Annotated in this window: 14 protein-coding genes; 9 read left to right on the top strand and 5 right to left on the bottom strand. The window is 59.9% G+C overall.

Translation table 11 applies throughout. The features are described from left to right. Window position 1 precedes the first annotated feature (1 nt). The 4 genes from BLU78_RS00995 to BLU78_RS00980 are packed head-to-tail and all read left to right on the top strand — an operon-like array spanning window position 2 to window position 3,573. Entirely contained in the window at window positions 2-985 is a 984-nt protein-coding gene (locus BLU78_RS00995) for a D-alanine--D-alanine ligase (RefSeq protein WP_010259328.1), read from the top strand. Next, window positions 982-1,554, top strand: coding sequence for a DUF3109 family protein (locus BLU78_RS00990; protein ID WP_010259326.1), 573 nt, complete (start codon window positions 982-984; stop codon window positions 1,552-1,554). Before BLU78_RS00995 ends, BLU78_RS00990 begins: the two co-directional genes overlap by 4 nt. Window positions 1,555-1,560: 6 nt before the next feature. Continuing rightward, window positions 1,561-2,763, top strand: coding sequence for a M23 family metallopeptidase (locus tag BLU78_RS00985; protein ID WP_010259324.1), 1,203 nt, complete (start codon window positions 1,561-1,563; stop codon window positions 2,761-2,763). A 30-nt stretch (window positions 2,764-2,793) separates the two neighbouring features. Next, complete coding sequence (locus tag BLU78_RS00980; RefSeq protein WP_074711959.1) at window positions 2,794-3,573, top strand: glycosyltransferase family 32 protein; 780 nt, start codon at window positions 2,794-2,796, stop codon at window positions 3,571-3,573. 176 nt (window positions 3,574-3,749) lie between these two features. Here BLU78_RS00980 and proC read toward each other — a convergent pair whose 3' ends face one another. The 3 genes from proC to BLU78_RS00965 all read right to left on the bottom strand — a co-directional run bounded on the left by proC (window position 3,750) and on the right by BLU78_RS00965 (window position 6,567). Then, on the bottom strand, window positions 3,750-4,535 hold the full coding sequence (gene proC / locus BLU78_RS00975) for a pyrroline-5-carboxylate reductase (RefSeq protein ID WP_010259322.1): 786 nt from the start codon (window positions 4,533-4,535) through the stop codon (window positions 3,750-3,752). A 59-nt stretch (window positions 4,536-4,594) separates the two neighbouring features. Then, window positions 4,595-5,272: a YggS family pyridoxal phosphate-dependent enzyme gene (locus BLU78_RS00970; RefSeq protein ID WP_010259318.1), complete on the bottom strand. Its 678-nt coding sequence runs from the start codon at window positions 5,270-5,272 to the stop codon at window positions 4,595-4,597. A gap of 71 nt (window positions 5,273-5,343) precedes the next feature. Then, on the bottom strand, window positions 5,344-6,567 hold the full coding sequence (locus BLU78_RS00965; protein ID WP_010259316.1) for a WD40-like domain containing protein: 1,224 nt from the start codon (window positions 6,565-6,567) through the stop codon (window positions 5,344-5,346). A gap of 226 nt (window positions 6,568-6,793) precedes the next feature. Here BLU78_RS00965 and BLU78_RS00960 point away from each other — a divergent pair, with 226 nt between their 5' ends. Beyond that, window positions 6,794-8,488 (top strand): C69 family dipeptidase, encoded by a 1,695-nt coding sequence (locus BLU78_RS00960; protein WP_010259315.1) that lies wholly within the window; start codon window positions 6,794-6,796, stop codon window positions 8,486-8,488. After that, window positions 8,488-9,864, top strand: a complete 1,377-nt coding sequence (gene lpdA, locus BLU78_RS00955; RefSeq protein WP_010259312.1) for a dihydrolipoyl dehydrogenase — start codon at window positions 8,488-8,490, stop codon at window positions 9,862-9,864. The genes BLU78_RS00960 and lpdA overlap by 1 nt, the downstream gene beginning before the upstream one ends. A 57-nt stretch (window positions 9,865-9,921) precedes the next feature. On the opposite strand, the gene BLU78_RS00950 is transcribed toward lpdA, so the two are convergent. Continuing rightward, window positions 9,922-10,110, bottom strand: coding sequence for a hypothetical protein (locus tag BLU78_RS00950; RefSeq protein WP_026020571.1), 189 nt, complete (start codon window positions 10,108-10,110; stop codon window positions 9,922-9,924). Beyond that, entirely contained in the window at window positions 10,107-10,886 is a 780-nt protein-coding gene (gene truA / locus BLU78_RS00945) for a tRNA pseudouridine(38-40) synthase TruA (protein WP_010259307.1), read from the bottom strand. The genes BLU78_RS00950 and truA overlap by 4 nt, the downstream gene beginning before the upstream one ends. Window positions 10,887-11,067: 181 nt before the next feature. Between truA and dapB the strand changes: the two genes are divergently transcribed. Genes dapB through BLU78_RS00930 form a run of 3 tightly spaced genes read left to right on the top strand, consistent with a single transcriptional unit; the run spans window position 11,068 to window position 13,809 of the window. Beyond that, window positions 11,068-11,823: a 4-hydroxy-tetrahydrodipicolinate reductase gene (gene dapB, locus BLU78_RS00940; RefSeq protein WP_010259305.1), complete on the top strand. Its 756-nt coding sequence runs from the start codon at window positions 11,068-11,070 to the stop codon at window positions 11,821-11,823. Between the two features lie 19 nt (window positions 11,824-11,842). Continuing rightward, a complete protein-coding gene (gene lepB, locus BLU78_RS00935) occupies window positions 11,843-13,195 on the top strand; it encodes a signal peptidase I (RefSeq protein WP_010259303.1) in 1,353 nt (450 codons plus the stop codon). Window positions 13,196-13,197: 2 nt separating this feature from the next. Then, window positions 13,198-13,809 carry an IMPACT family protein gene (locus BLU78_RS00930; RefSeq protein ID WP_010259302.1) on the top strand — a complete coding sequence of 204 codons (612 nt, stop codon included), beginning with the start codon at window positions 13,198-13,200 and terminating at the stop codon, window positions 13,807-13,809. The last annotated feature ends 101 nt before the right edge of the window (window positions 13,810-13,910 follow it).

Raw genomic sequence — 13,910 nt, 5'->3', positions numbered from 1 at the left:
AATGACACGTTTGAAGATAGCCCTCCTGGCCGGCGGAGATTCGCCCGAGCGGGAGATCGCCCTCCAGAGCGCCGCACAAATCGAAGCGGCTCTCGACCACTCGAAATACGACATCACGGTCGTAGACCTCCACCACCGCGACTGGCACTACACGGCCCCCGACGGCCGCCAATGGCAGGTGGACAAGAACGACTTTTCGATCACCGTCAACGGCGTTCACAAGGTGTTCGACTATGCCCTCATCATCATCCACGGCACTCCCGGCGAGGACGGCAGACTGCAGGGATACCTCGACATGATGGGCATTCCCTATTCGTCGTGTTCAATGACCTCGTCGGTCGTCACCTTCGACAAGATCACCACCAAACGCACGCTCGCGGGACGTGTCAACCTCGCCCGCGAGGTCTTCCTGCGCCGTGGCGAGGCGTTCGACGCAGCGAAAATCGCCGCCGACTTCGGCATGCCGCTGTTCGTAAAACCCAATGCCAGCGGTTCGTCGTTCGGCGTGACGAAAGTCCACAGCCCGGAGGAGCTGCCCGCGGCCATCGACGCGGCCTTCGCCCAGGGCGACGAAATCCTGATCGAGGAGTGCATCGCGGGGCGTGAAATGGGCTGCGGAATAATGATCGCCGGCGGGAAGGAGTATATTTTCCCCATCACGGAGATCATTTCCAAAAAGGACTTCTTCGACTACCAGGCCAAATACACCGCCGGCTATTCCGACGAGATCACCCCGGCGGACATCACCCCCGAGGTAAAGGCCGAACTGAACCGCATGACCCGCGAGGCTTACAAAACCTGCCGCTGTGCAGGGGTCGTAAGGGTCGATTTTATCGTAACCCCCTCCGGAAAACCCTATTTCATCGAGCTGAACTCGATTCCCGGCATGAGCGCCGGAAGCATCGTCCCCAAGCAGGCCCGCGAGATGGACATGTCGCTCGGGGAACTCTATGACATCATCATCGCCGACACGTGCCGCAAATGATCGAGATCGACGACAAAATCGTGAGCGCCGACCTGCTGCGCGAGTGCTTCGCCTGCGACATCGCGCAGTGCAAAGGCATCTGCTGCGTCGAGGGCAACGCCGGAGCGCCGCTCGAAGCGGAAGAGGTGGAAATCCTCGAACGCGAATACCCCAATTACAAGCCCTGCATGACGCCCGAAGGCATCGAAGCCGTCGAACGGCAGGGTTTCATGGTCGTGGACGAAGACGGCGACCTAACCACGCCGCTGGTCAACGACGCCGAGTGCGCCTATACCTACGAGGAGAACGGCGTGACGCTCTGCGCCATCGAAAAGGCGTGGATGGAGGGCAAAACCCCGTTCCGCAAGCCGATTTCGTGCCACTTGTACCCGATCCGCATAATGCGCTTCTCGAACGGTACCGTGGGGCTCAACTACCACCGCTGGTCGGTGTGCGCCCCGGCCCGCCGGTGCGGTGCGAAGCTGGGCATCCCGGTCTACAAAGCCCTCCGGGAACCGATCGTCCGCCGCTTCGGCGAAGAATTCTACAAGGCGCTGGAAGCGGCCGAGGAACTAATCAGACAACCATAAAAGACTATGAAAAAATACCTGTTGACACTCGCGGCCCTCTCGATGGTCTTCACATCGACGGCTCGCAAACCCAGGAACGCACGGGCGCAGGCTGTTGCCGAAACCCGGGAAACTGCAGCAGCAGATTCGCTCCGGGCAGTAGCATTACGGCAGGCCGACCTGATCGATTCATTGAAAAACATGATTTACACCGCCGGACGTATCGCCGAAAGCCGTCCGGAACAAAAATCCGCACCGGCCCCGGTCATCGACCCGGAACAGGCCGCCGCAGACTCCATTGCCGCGTTGCAGCTGCGACTTCGCCCCACGAAGATCGAATCCATCTTCGACACCAACGGGCTGACCGTGATCGACACCCTCACGACGGACAACGATGCCGTGCAGGTGATCCTTTACAGCGACAATTCGTGGAAATACATCCGCAACCGGGAGATCGCCAAGGACAGCACCATTTTCGAAAAATACTGGGACACGACGACGCTTTTCCCTTACCGCGAAGTCGATATGTCGGGCATGCCCAAATCGGTGGTCATCGACCTCGTGGATTCGCTGACCAGCTACCATTGCCCCTATCAGGGCTCGGTGCATCCGCGCGGAAAATACGGCCCGCGGCGCCGGCGCCAGCATCAGGGCGTGGACCTGCCGCTCAAAATGGGCGATCCGGTCTATGCCACCTTCTGCGGCCGTGTGCGCATCTCGCAGTATAACAAGGGCGGCTACGGCAACCTCGTCATCATCCGCCACGACAACGGCCTGGAAACCTACTACGGACACCTCTCGGAGCGCATGGTGGAACCCGGGCAATGGGTCGAGGCCGGGCAGATTATCGGTCTGGGCGGCTCGACGGGCCGTTCGACAGGGCCTCACCTCCATTTTGAAACCCGCTATTACGGGCAGTCGTTCGATCCCGAGCGTCTGATCGACTTCAAAAACGGAACGCTCAGCCGCGAGACGTTCCTGCTGAAAAAATCGTTCTTCAGCATCTACTCCAACGCCGGGCAGGATTTCGACGACGAGATCGCCAACGAAGAGCAGGACAAGCAGGAAGCCGCCGAAAAAGCGGCCATGAAATACTATAAGATCCGTTCGGGCGACACGCTGGGCGCCATCGCACGCCGCCACGGTACGACGGTTGCGAACATCTGCCGGCTGAACGGCATCAAATCGACCACCATCCTGCGCATCGGGCGTTCGCTGCGGGTACGGTAATACGGTCCGAAACTTACTGACTCCATCTGAATGATACCCAAAAAAATCCACTTTTGCTGGCTGGGGGGGGGTAAATATCCCGAACGGGTCCGGCAGTGCATGGAATCGTGGCGCAGGGCACTGCCCGGTTACGAAATCGTCCGCTGGGACGAGAGCCGTTTCGACGTAAACTCCGTACCCTGGGTCCGCGAGGCGATCGAGCGAAAGAAATACGCTTTCGCCGCCGACTACATCCGCCACTATGCACTCTATCACGAGGGCGGCATCTACCTCGACACCGATGTCGAAGTGCTCAAACCGTTCGATGACCTGCTCGACGCCGAGATGTTCGCCGTCATAGAGACCGAAGAGTCGGTGCTGGCCCGCAACATCGCCCAAGACCGTATTTCAGAAGCGGGAGAGGTACTGACAGACGAGTTATTTGCGGACGTGGGGCTGGGTTTGCAGTCAGGGGCATTCGGCGTCACGGCAAGGCATCCGTTCACCCGGCGCTGCCTCGACTGGTACGAAAGCCACCGTTTCATACGCGAAGACGGCACGCTCTACGACCGAATCATCGCGCCCGACATCATGGCATACCATGCACGCCCGGCCGGGCTGAAATACAAGGATGTTGCGCAGGAGTTGGACGAAGGCATCCGCATCCATCCCTCGCCGACCATAGCCGCGTATGCCGCGAAAGCCGTTCCCGAAAGCTACGCCATACACCATTGTCTCGGCAGCTGGCGACCGGCGGCTCCCTGCCGAAAAAAGAAGTGGTATTCGCGCTGGTGGAAAAGCCTGATGCGCGGACTCGGACTGCACAAATAAGAAAAGGGCCTCGGGACATACCCCGAAACCCTTCCCTAAAACGATTATCACATCCGGGCGCAGAACCGGCAGGAAAGCGAGGTAACGATAAGTCGCCCCTTAAAACCCGCCTCTTAAGCGGGCGCAGAACCGGGCAGGACGCCGGGAAACTGCCCGCCGCCCCTAAAGCCCGCCTCTCAGGCGGGCTTGTTCTGCACGGCATCGACGGCGGCGATGACCGCACCGCGCAACCCCTTATGTTCCAGCTCGGCGACACCCACTATGGTCGTGCCGCCGGGCGAGCAGACAGCGTCTTTCATCACACCGGGGTGCTGTCCCGTCACGAGTTGCAGCTTCCCGGTTCCGGCGACCATCTGGCTCACCATCCGGTAGGCATCGGCGCGCGGAATGCCGTGTTTGACCGCACCGTCGGCCAGCGCCTCCATGAACATGGCGACGAACGCCGGACCGCAGCCGCAGACGGTGCTCGAAATCCCGAGCAGGGCAGTATCCATCCGGATCACGATTCCGAGTTTCGAAAACAGCCCTTCGACGCATGTCCACTGCACATCCGAGAGCGAATGGCGGCGTTCGCAGACGACGATTCCTTCGCAGACCGAGACGGGCGTATTGGGAATGGTCGACAGGTGGGCCGTACCGGGTGCGAGCATCCGCTCGTAATCGTCGAACGTGACGCCTGCGGCCACCGAAACGACGATCTTCTTAGCCAGCAGTTCCCGGACGGGTGTCACGACCGCCTCGACCTGGTAGGGTTTCACGGCGACAACCACGATGTCGGCAAACTCCGCGACAGCCGCGGCATCGTCGAACGCCCGGAACCCGTGGGGCTCCGTGTTGCGCAGCAGTTTCGCACGGTCGCGCGCACACGCGCCGATATTCCCGGCCTCGACGGCTTTCCCGCGAACCAGGCCGTGCGCGAGGGCCTGCGCCATATTCCCGAATCCGATAAATCCGATTTTCATAGTCTGTCTGGTTTAGTATACTTAATCGTTATTTCGCTGACAAACAATGCGGCAACCACTCATAAAACGGGCTTCTTAAGCCCGCGCCGGCCGAAGATCAGGGAGCCGACGCGCACCATCGTCGAACCGCATTCGACGGCCAGCGGATAGTCGTGCGACATGCCCATCGACAACGTGTTGAACCGCGGTCCGAAGTAGGGTTGCAGCAGTTCGAAGCAGCGGCGAAGCTCGTCGAAATCACGGCGGATCACCGCACCGTCGTCGGTATTGGTGGCGATACCCATGACGCCGCGCACGCAGATGTTCGGCATCCGGGCAAAAGGAGCGGTCCCGACGTAATTCTTCAATTCGCCGATATTCCAGCCCGTCTTGGTATCCTCCTCGGCGACGTGTATCTCCAAAAGTATCTCGATCGTGCGTCCGCATTTGGCCGCTTCGCGCTGGATGGCCTCGGCCAAACGGGCGCTGTCGACCGAATGGATCAACGCCACGAACGGTGCGATATATTTGATCTTGTTGGTCTGCAGGTGGCCGATCATGTGCCACTCGATATCCTTGGGCAGAGCCTCGTATTTTTCACGCAATTCCTGCGGACGGCTCTCGCCGAAGATGCGGTGCCCGGCATCGTAGGCTTCGCGGATCATCTCCGCAGGATGTGTCTTCGACACGGCAACCAGCGTGACCTCCGCGGGAAGCGTCGAACGCACGAACGACAGTTGACAAGCTATATCCGACATTGGTTTTTCGATTTTATCCGGTAAAAATACGCAAAATTCATACAAACACGAAACCGTCGGCCAAAAAGCCGTTATTTTGCCGCCACGATCCGCGAACAGCCGAACTCCCCGGGAAGTGTCCGCTGCGTCTTTTTCAGTGCATCGTAGACGTGTATGTGCCGCCCGCCAAGCGCTTCGCACAGCAGGTAAATCTCCAGCGTATTTTTATCCGGCGCATATTCCGTAACCGACAGCACCGTGCCCGGGACCTCGGCCAGCGTCTCCCCGAAAGTACCGTCCCCGGCGGTGTTGAACAGCCGCAGTTGCGTTATGCCCTCCTTCGACACGGCATAGCCGCCGGCCTGAACCATCTTGTCCGGATCGGCCGCCGAAGGGACCGCCGTCCAGAACGGGACCATCGCATCGGCCTCCACGGCCTCGCCCGACCCGGCACCACCGGAAACCCGCAGCACCACCGGAGCGCAGGTGCCGTCGGCATTGCGCTGTGCGAGCAGCAGATCGGAACCGACCCGCACGAACGGCTGCACGGCCAGCGTATGCACGACCTCGTCGGGCACCGGCCAGGAGACCGGAGCCGGGGAGGGAGTGCGGGTCATGGTTTGTGTGGTCAGCCTCAGCCGCCCCGCATCGTGGGAAATGAGTCCGACGGAGGAGTCGGTGATCTGCCCGGCCAAGAGACAATTCCGGTATCCGAAATCGTTATAATAATTCATCGTAAGGTCGAAACCGACCATCGAACCGGAATAAACGCCGCAGATCCAGCCCGAACCGGGAAGTCCCACGGCGCAGGTGATTCCCCAGCCGGCGCCGAGCGTTTCAATCGGCGTGACACCGCCTGTCGAAAGGTCGATGCGGTCGATCACGGTTTTGTCCGTGTCGGAATCCGAAATGCCGTAAAGCGCCGCGGCTTTCGGAACCCCGTCGGCAACGCGGATCTTACCCAGAGGCATCAGATGCCCCCGGCGAAACAGCAGCACCCGTGTCGTCGAAGCAGGGTAGTGCCCCGGAGCCAGAAAGGTGACGCTCACGGCGGTGCGCAACGTGACGATCCCCCGCACTCCCTTGGCGAAACCGTTCGGAGCGAACCCCTCGGCGCCCTCCTCCCAATAGATTTCGAGCATGATTTCGTCATCGGGCTCGAATCCCTCGGCCGAAACGGTCACCCCGTCGCCGGGTGCGAAGACCCACGATTCGGGAGGCATGACGACATCGGTCACCAAAGCAGGGTGCGCTTTCTTGTCGGAACAGGCCCCGAAGATCGCCCCGGAGAGAAGCAACAGCAGAAACTTCTTCATTGATACTATTGAATTACAGTTTATTACCTCCACACCGGGGGGGGGTATTTCCGGGATGACCAGACACTACATCCGATACAAATATAGCGAAATTTTACCGGTTCCGAACAGTTTTGTGCCGTAACGGCACTTTTAGGGGATTGGACAGTTTTGTTGAACCATACGCAATTCGGGTTTGGAACCGTCCGTTCTTTTTAGTATCTTTGGTGTCAAAACCTGAAAAACAATGAAAAAACTCCGATTGATTCTTGCAGCGACCGCCGCAGTCGCATACAGTGCGGCGTCGGCCTGCACCAATTTCATCGTCACCAAAGGAGCTTCGACCGACGGGTCGGTGATGGTCACCTACGCGGCGGACTCCCATGCGCTCTACGGCGCACTGTACCACACCCCCGGCGGCAAATTCAAAGACGGGGCGATGCTGCCCGTCTACGAATGGGACACGGGCCGCTACCTGCGGGACATCCCGCAGGTGCGCGAAACCTATTCGACCATCGGCAATATGAACGAGCACTCGCTCATCATCGGCGAGACGACCTACGGAGGCCGCCGCGAGTTGGAGGACTCGACGGGACGCATGGACTACGGATCGCTGATCTACATCACGTTGCAGCGCGCCAAGACCGCCCGCGAGGCGATCGGCGTGATCGTCGACCTGGCCAACACCTACGGCTATGCGTCGGGCGGCGAATCGTTCTCGATCGCCGATCCCGACGAGGCGTGGATCATGGAGCTGATCGGCAAGGGTTTTCAGGACGACGGCAAGGGCGGCAACGCCCGTAAGGGTATCGTCTGGGTAGCCCGCCGCATTCCCGACGGCTATGTTTCGGCCCATGCCAACCAGGCCCGCATCACCACCTTCCCGAAGAACGATCCCGAGAACTGCCTCTACGCATCCGACGTGATTTCGTTCGCCCGGGAGATGGGGTATTACGACGGCCCGGATGCCGATTTTAGTTTCTGCGACGCCTATGCACCCCTCGACTTCGGCGCCCTGCGCGCCTGCGAAGCCCGCGTGTGGGCCTTCTTCCGCACCGTGGCCGACGACATGGACCGGTATGTGGACTATGCAATGGGCCACAACAAGGAGAATCGCATGCCGCTGTGGGTAAAGCCTCGTACAAAGGTGTCACCCAAAACGGTCTTCGACTGCATGCGCGACCACTATGAGGGAACCCCGATGGACATGACCACCGACATCGGCGCCGGAGGCCACAACTGTCCCTACCGCTGGCGTCCGATGGAGTTCGAAGTCGACGGCGTGAGCTACGTCAACGAACGCGCCACGGCCACCCAGCAGACCGGATTCTGGTTCGTGGCGCAGGCCCGGCCCAACGTGACGCGCGACATGGGCATCCTCTGGTTCGGCGTCGACGACGCGGCGACCTCATGCCTGACACCGATTTTCTGTTCGGCGCAGGAGGTTCCCGAGTGTTTCCGCGAGGGCAACGGCTCGATGCTGGAATATTCGCCCACGTCAGCGTTCTGGCTCTTCAACCGCACGACCAATTTCGCCTACATGCGTTACGACATGATCTCGGCCGACATCCGCAAAGTCACGGACAAGTGGGAGAACGACATGCTGGCCAACGTGGAGCTGGTCAGCGCCCGGATAGGCCGGATGTCGCCCGCGGCACGCCGCAACTACCTTACGGAGTTGAGCGTTTCAACGGCGCAGGAGCTTTTCGACCGCTGGCAGAAACTCAACAACTACCTGCTGGTGAAATATATGGACGGCAACGTGAAAAGCGAGCACGGCGATGTGCTGACGTTCCTCGACGGCGACGGCAGCGCGGCACATTTCGTGGACAACGGCAATGGCCGGCAAATTCCCGGCAAGATCCAGTTCCCGGGTTACAACGAGAAGTGGAAACGCGCCGTAGCGGCTGATAACGGAGAAATATTGAAAGTGGTAAAATAATGAAATACGACATCATCATCGTGGGCAGCGGCCCCGGAGGTTATGTAGCGGCAATACGCGCTGCACAATTAGGCAAAAAAGTGGCGCTCGTGGAGCGCGCCGAACCGGGCGGCGTATGCCTCAACTGGGGCTGCATCCCGACCAAGGCGCTGCTGAAAAGCGCACAGGTCTACGGCTACTGCAAAAACGCAGGGCATTACGGACTGGAACTCGCGGGCGAGGTGCGTCCGGACCTCGAAAAAATCGTAGCCCGTTCGCGCGGCGTGGCTGAAACCATGTCGAAAGGGGTGCTGTTCCTGCTGAACAAGAACGGCATCGACCTCATTCCCGGATTCGGACGCCTCACGGCCCCGGGACGGCTCGACGTGGACGGTACGGAATACGAGGCCGATCACATCATCCTCGCCACGGGAGCACGTCCCCGCGAAATGGCGTTCATGCCCGTCGACGGCGAACACGTGATCTCGTCGCGGCAAGCGCTGACGCTCAGCCGCCTGCCCGAGTCGATGATCGTCGTGGGCTCGGGGGCCATCGGCAGCGAGTTCGCATGGTTCTACGCCGCGCTGGGCGTCAAAGTCACCGTCATCGAGTACATGCCCCGCATGATGCCCCTCGAGGACGAGGAGGTGTCGAAGACCATGGAGCGCTCATTCCGCAAACTGCGTGCGACGGTGTTGGCATCGACCACGGTGAAAGCCGTGAAGGTCAACGCCGAAGAGCTTTGCGAAGTGGAGATCGAGGGTAAGAAAGGCTCGGAAACGCTGACTGCCGAAGTCGTGCTGTCGGCCGTGGGCATCAAATCCAATATCGAAAACATCGGCCTCGAAGAGTTGGGCGTCGCCGTCGAGCGCGACAAGATCGTCGTGGACGAGTTCTACCGCACCAATGTCCCGGGCGTCTACGCCATCGGCGATATCGTGCCGGGCCCGGCGCTGGCGCACGTGGCTTCGGCCGAAGCCGTCTGCTGCGTGGAGGCCATCTGCGGACTGAGCCCCGCGCCGGTGGACTACACGACCATCCCGTCGTGCATTTTCACCTCGCCCGAAGTGGCATCGGTCGGCATGACCGAGCAGCAGGCGCAGGAGCGCGGCATCGCCTATAAAGTCGGACGCTTCCCGTTCACCGCATCGGGCAAGGCCACGGCGGCGGGCGATCGCGACGGATTCGTCAAACTGCTCTTCGACGAAGAAGACCGCCTGCTGGGGGCCCACATGATCGGGGCTTCGGTGACCGAAATGCTGGCCGAGCCGACGCTTGCGCGCACGCTCGGGGCCACGGCCCACCAGATCGCCCGCACGATCCACGCCCATCCGACGATGAACGAGGGCGTCATGGAGGCCGCCGAGGCGGCAATGGGGGCGGCGATCCACCTGTAACCCGCGGACAGTCGCAAAAAAAAGAGGAGGTCTTCCACAGACCTCCTCTTTTTCATGCTACCGGAACCACTCTTCCAGATGGTCGCGGCCGTAAAAATAATAGACCGCAAGTCCCAGCCAACTGGTGAGCAGCACGATGATCGATGCGATCACCTTTCCGGCCGTGGAGATGTTCTTTTTGAAAATGTCCATCACGCACCAGATTGCGCATACGAGGCCGATCAACCAAACAACTGTTCCAATCATAGTAATTTGAATTTAGTATAACATTGAGGTTCGAAAATTTCCGGAGGGTAGCGTACGTCGCTCAGGAACAATCCCTGTGCCGGAGCTCCCGCACTCGAACGCGACAGGTCGCGGCTTTCGACGATAGCTCGGAACTCTTCGGGCGTATAGCGCCCGCGTCCCACGTCGACCAGCGTGCCGACGATCGACCGCACCATATTGCGCAAAAAACGGTCCGCGCGGATCGTGAAGCACATCGTACCATGCCCGTCGATGGTCCACACGGCCTGCCGCACACAGCAGATATTGGTCTTGTTGTTCGAATTGAGCTTGGCGAAAGAGGTGAAATCGTCGTATTCCGTCAGCATGGCCGCCGCCTCGTTCATCCGCCCGACATCGAGCGGCACATAGTACTGCCACGTCAGGTGACGCGTGAAGGGATTCTTCGAGGGACCGATGAAATAGCGGTATTCCCGTTCGCGGGCGTGAAAACGCGCGTGGGCATCCTCCGCCACGGGCGTCATGCTCCCGACAGCGATATCTCCCGGCAATAGGAAATTGAGCTTATAGACCAGCTGCGCCGGGTCTTCGACGGGTGTCGTGCAGTCGAAATGCGCCACGTAATAAGCGGCGTTGACCCCCGTGTCGGTGCGTCCGGCGCCCGTCACCTCGACCGGTTCGCGCAGCAGGGTGGTCAGCGCCCGTTCGAGGGTCTGCTGAACCGTGGGCATGTCGGGCTGCCGCTGCCAGCCGCAATAGGCGGCTCCGTTGTACCGAAGTTCGAGGAAATAACGCATACCGGGAAAGGTTTGTTCGACAAATATACAAAATTCCGGAATACTATAAACCCTGCCGCTACGTTTAGTTTTGAAATAAATTCGTATCTTTGGCTGCGCCGAAGATACTGCCGCTCGGCAAAATGCAAGTAAACTTGCTTTTGCCCTCGCTTATTCGTATCTTTGCGGGAAATGGAATAAAATGAAAGCTGCAATCATCGGATACGGCAAAATGGGCCGTGAAATCGAACGCATACTCACCGAAAGGGGCCACGAAGTGGCCCTTGTCATCGACACCGACAATGCCGGCGAGCTCGACGCGGAACATTTGGCGGGGATCGACGTGGCGCTGGAATTCACCACGCCCGCGACAGCCTATGCCAACATCCGCACGTGCCTCGAAAACGGCGCGGCGGTGGTGAGCGGCACGACAGGCTGGACCGACCGCCTGGCGGAGTTGCAGGAGTTGTGCCGCGAGCGGGGCGGGGCGCTGTTCTACGCCTCGAACTACTGCCTGGGCGTAAACCTGATGTTCCGCATCAACCGCCAGCTGGCGGCGATGATCGGCCGCGTAGGCGGCTACGGGGTGCGTATCGAAGAGGTGCACCACACCCAGAAACTCGACGCCCCGAGCGGTACGGCCATCACGCTGGCCGAAGGCATTCTCGACAACCTCGCCGACAAGCAGGGCTGGGTCAACTACGCCCCGGGCATCGCACACGCCACGAACCGCGTGGAGCGCAGCGAAGATACGCCGGCCGACCGGATCGAGATACGCTCGGTGCGCGAAGGCGCGGTTCCGGGCATTCACACCGTGACCTACGAGTCGGCTGACGACATGCTGGAACTGAAACACACGATCAAAAACCGCCGCACGCTGGCAATGGGGGCCGTCGTGGCCGCCGAATTCCTCTGCGGCAAACAGGGCGTCTTCGGGATGGACGACCTGCTGAAATAGTTGAAACAACCGATACAAAATGGGAAAAATCAGAGACTTATTACGCAACAAATGGGTCGGGTTCACGCTCGCCGCACTGCTCTATACGCTATGGTTCGTGGTCTGGACGGGCAACCTCTGGATGCTGTTGGGACTGCCGGTCATCTTCGACCTCTACATCACGAAGTTCTTCTACCGCTACGTGTGGAGCCACAACGTGAACATGTGCCATCGGAGCAAGGTCTACAAGACCGTCTACGAGTGGGTCAACGCCATCATCTTCGCCACGGTCGTCGCCACGCTGGTCCACATTTTCTTCTTCCAGATGTACGTCATTCCCACCTCGTCGATGGAGAGGTCGCTGCTGGTGGGCGACTATCTTTATGTGAGCAAGGTGACCTACGGGCCCCAGATGCCCAACACGCCGCTGTCGTTCCCGTTCGTGCACCACACGATGCCGTTCTCGCAGACCAAGAAATCGTTCTCCGAGGCGATCAAATGGCCGTACCACCGTCTGAAGGGACTCAAACCCATCCGCCGCAACGACGTGGTGGTCTTCAATTTCCCGGCTGGGGACACGGTACTGCTCGAAGACCCGGCCTCGACCTATTACGACGTGGTGCGTGATTTCGAACGTTCGTTCGGCAAGGAGGAGGGGCGCAAGCGTCTCAACCAGGAGTATACGATCATCAGCCGTCCCGTAGACAAGCGCGAGAACTACATCAAACGCTGCATCGCCATCCCGGGCGACTCGCTCGAGGTGCGTGACGGACAGGCTTTCATCAACGGCCGGCCTCAGGAGGAGGTGCCGGGATTGCAGTACAGTTACGTCGTGCAGACCTCGTCGCCTTTCACGCAGTACGCCATCGACAACCTCGGCATCCGGGAGTATACCGGCAACGGCTCGGGGTATTTCATGACGCTCACGGACGAAATCGCCGAAAAGGTCAAGGAGCTCAGCAACGTCATCTCGGTCCGCCGCTACATCTACACCCCCAACAACGGCGTATTCCCGCAGTGGGACGAAGCCCGCTGGAGCCAGGACAACTACGGTCCGATCTGGATTCCACAGAAAGGTGCCACCGTGCAGCTCACGGCTGAGAACCTGCCGCTCTACCGCCGCATCATCGAAGCCTACGAGGGCCACAAGCTCGAGGAGCGCAACGGCAAAATATACATCGACGGTGCGGAAGCTACGGAATATACGTTCGCCATGGACTATTATTGGATGATGGGCGACAACCGCCACAACTCGGCCGACTCGCGTTTCTGGGGCTTCGTACCCGAGGACCACATCGTCGGCAAGGCGTCGTTCGTCTGGCTGTCGCTCGATGCTAACAAGCGTTTCCCGGCCAACATCCGCTGGGAGCGCCTTTTCCGAAAAGTGAAATAACGGTGGCCGGCGACAGTTACCGAACCGTCGCGGCCACAGCCGAAGCCGCCTGCCGGGAGCGGAGCAGCAAGTTCCTCTCCTGGATATACCCCGTGCGTTCGGAAGAGGAGATCCGCGAACGGCTCGACGCCCTGCGCAAGAAATATTACGACGCCACGCACCACTGCTACGCCTGGCGGCTGGGGCCGCACGGCGAGACGTTCCGCGCGAACGACGACGGGGAGCCGTCGGGAACCGCCGGAAAGCCGATCCTCGGACAGTTGCTTTCGAACGACATCACCGACTGTCTGGTGGTTGTGGTCCGCTATTTCGGAGGCACGAAACTGGGGGTTCCGGGGCTGATAGCCGCCTACAAGGAGTCTGCGGCGGAGGCCATCGCCGCAGCGGAAATCGTAGAACTTACGGTAGACCGCACGGTGGAGGTGGATTTTCCCTACGTGGCGATGAACGACGTGATGCGGGTAGTAAAGGAGGAGCAGCCGAAGGTGGTGTCTCAGACCTTCGACAACCTCTGTTCCATGCGGCTCACCATCCGCGAAAGCCGTGCGGAAGCACTCGTCGAAAAGCTGAAAAAGGCCGGAGGAAGCATTGCAGATGGAGACAATGAAAAATGAAAAAATAAGAATTAAAAATTGGGAGTTTTGCGCTGTTTTATTTCTGTCATTGCGAGCGAACGCAAGAGAGCGCGGCAATCTGCGCCGAAATTGCGACGCTG

This window comes from Alistipes timonensis JC136 (assembly GCF_900107675.1).
GTDB classification, from domain to species: Bacteria; Bacteroidota; Bacteroidia; order Bacteroidales; family Rikenellaceae; genus Alistipes; species Alistipes timonensis.
The sequence above is the reverse complement of the archived record's forward strand: the minus strand, read 5'-3'. Positions and strand labels throughout refer to the sequence as shown.

Coding starts and splice junctions, on each gene's coding strand:
- BLU78_RS00995 (WP_010259328.1), top strand. CDS start 2: ATGACACGTTTGAAGATAGCCCTCCTGGCCGGCGGAGATTCGCCCGAG.
- BLU78_RS00990 (WP_010259326.1), top strand. CDS start 982: ATGATCGAGATCGACGACAAAATCGTGAGCGCCGACCTGCTGCGCGAG.
- BLU78_RS00985 (WP_010259324.1), top strand. CDS start 1,561: ATGAAAAAATACCTGTTGACACTCGCGGCCCTCTCGATGGTCTTCACA.
- BLU78_RS00980 (WP_074711959.1), top strand. CDS start 2,794: ATGATACCCAAAAAAATCCACTTTTGCTGGCTGGGGGGGGGTAAATAT.
- proC (WP_010259322.1), bottom strand. CDS start 4,535: ATGAAAATCGGATTTATCGGATTCGGGAATATGGCGCAGGCCCTCGCG.
- BLU78_RS00970 (WP_010259318.1), bottom strand. CDS start 5,272: ATGTCGGATATAGCTTGTCAACTGTCGTTCGTGCGTTCGACGCTTCCC.
- BLU78_RS00965 (WP_010259316.1), bottom strand. CDS start 6,567: ATGAAGAAGTTTCTGCTGTTGCTTCTCTCCGGGGCGATCTTCGGGGCC.
- BLU78_RS00960 (WP_010259315.1), top strand. CDS start 6,794: ATGAAAAAACTCCGATTGATTCTTGCAGCGACCGCCGCAGTCGCATAC.
- lpdA (WP_010259312.1), top strand. CDS start 8,488: ATGAAATACGACATCATCATCGTGGGCAGCGGCCCCGGAGGTTATGTA.
- BLU78_RS00950 (WP_026020571.1), bottom strand. CDS start 10,110: ATGATTGGAACAGTTGTTTGGTTGATCGGCCTCGTATGCGCAATCTGG.
- truA (WP_010259307.1), bottom strand. CDS start 10,886: ATGCGTTATTTCCTCGAACTTCGGTACAACGGAGCCGCCTATTGCGGC.
- dapB (WP_010259305.1), top strand. CDS start 11,068: ATGAAAGCTGCAATCATCGGATACGGCAAAATGGGCCGTGAAATCGAA.
- lepB (WP_010259303.1), top strand. CDS start 11,843: ATGGGAAAAATCAGAGACTTATTACGCAACAAATGGGTCGGGTTCACG.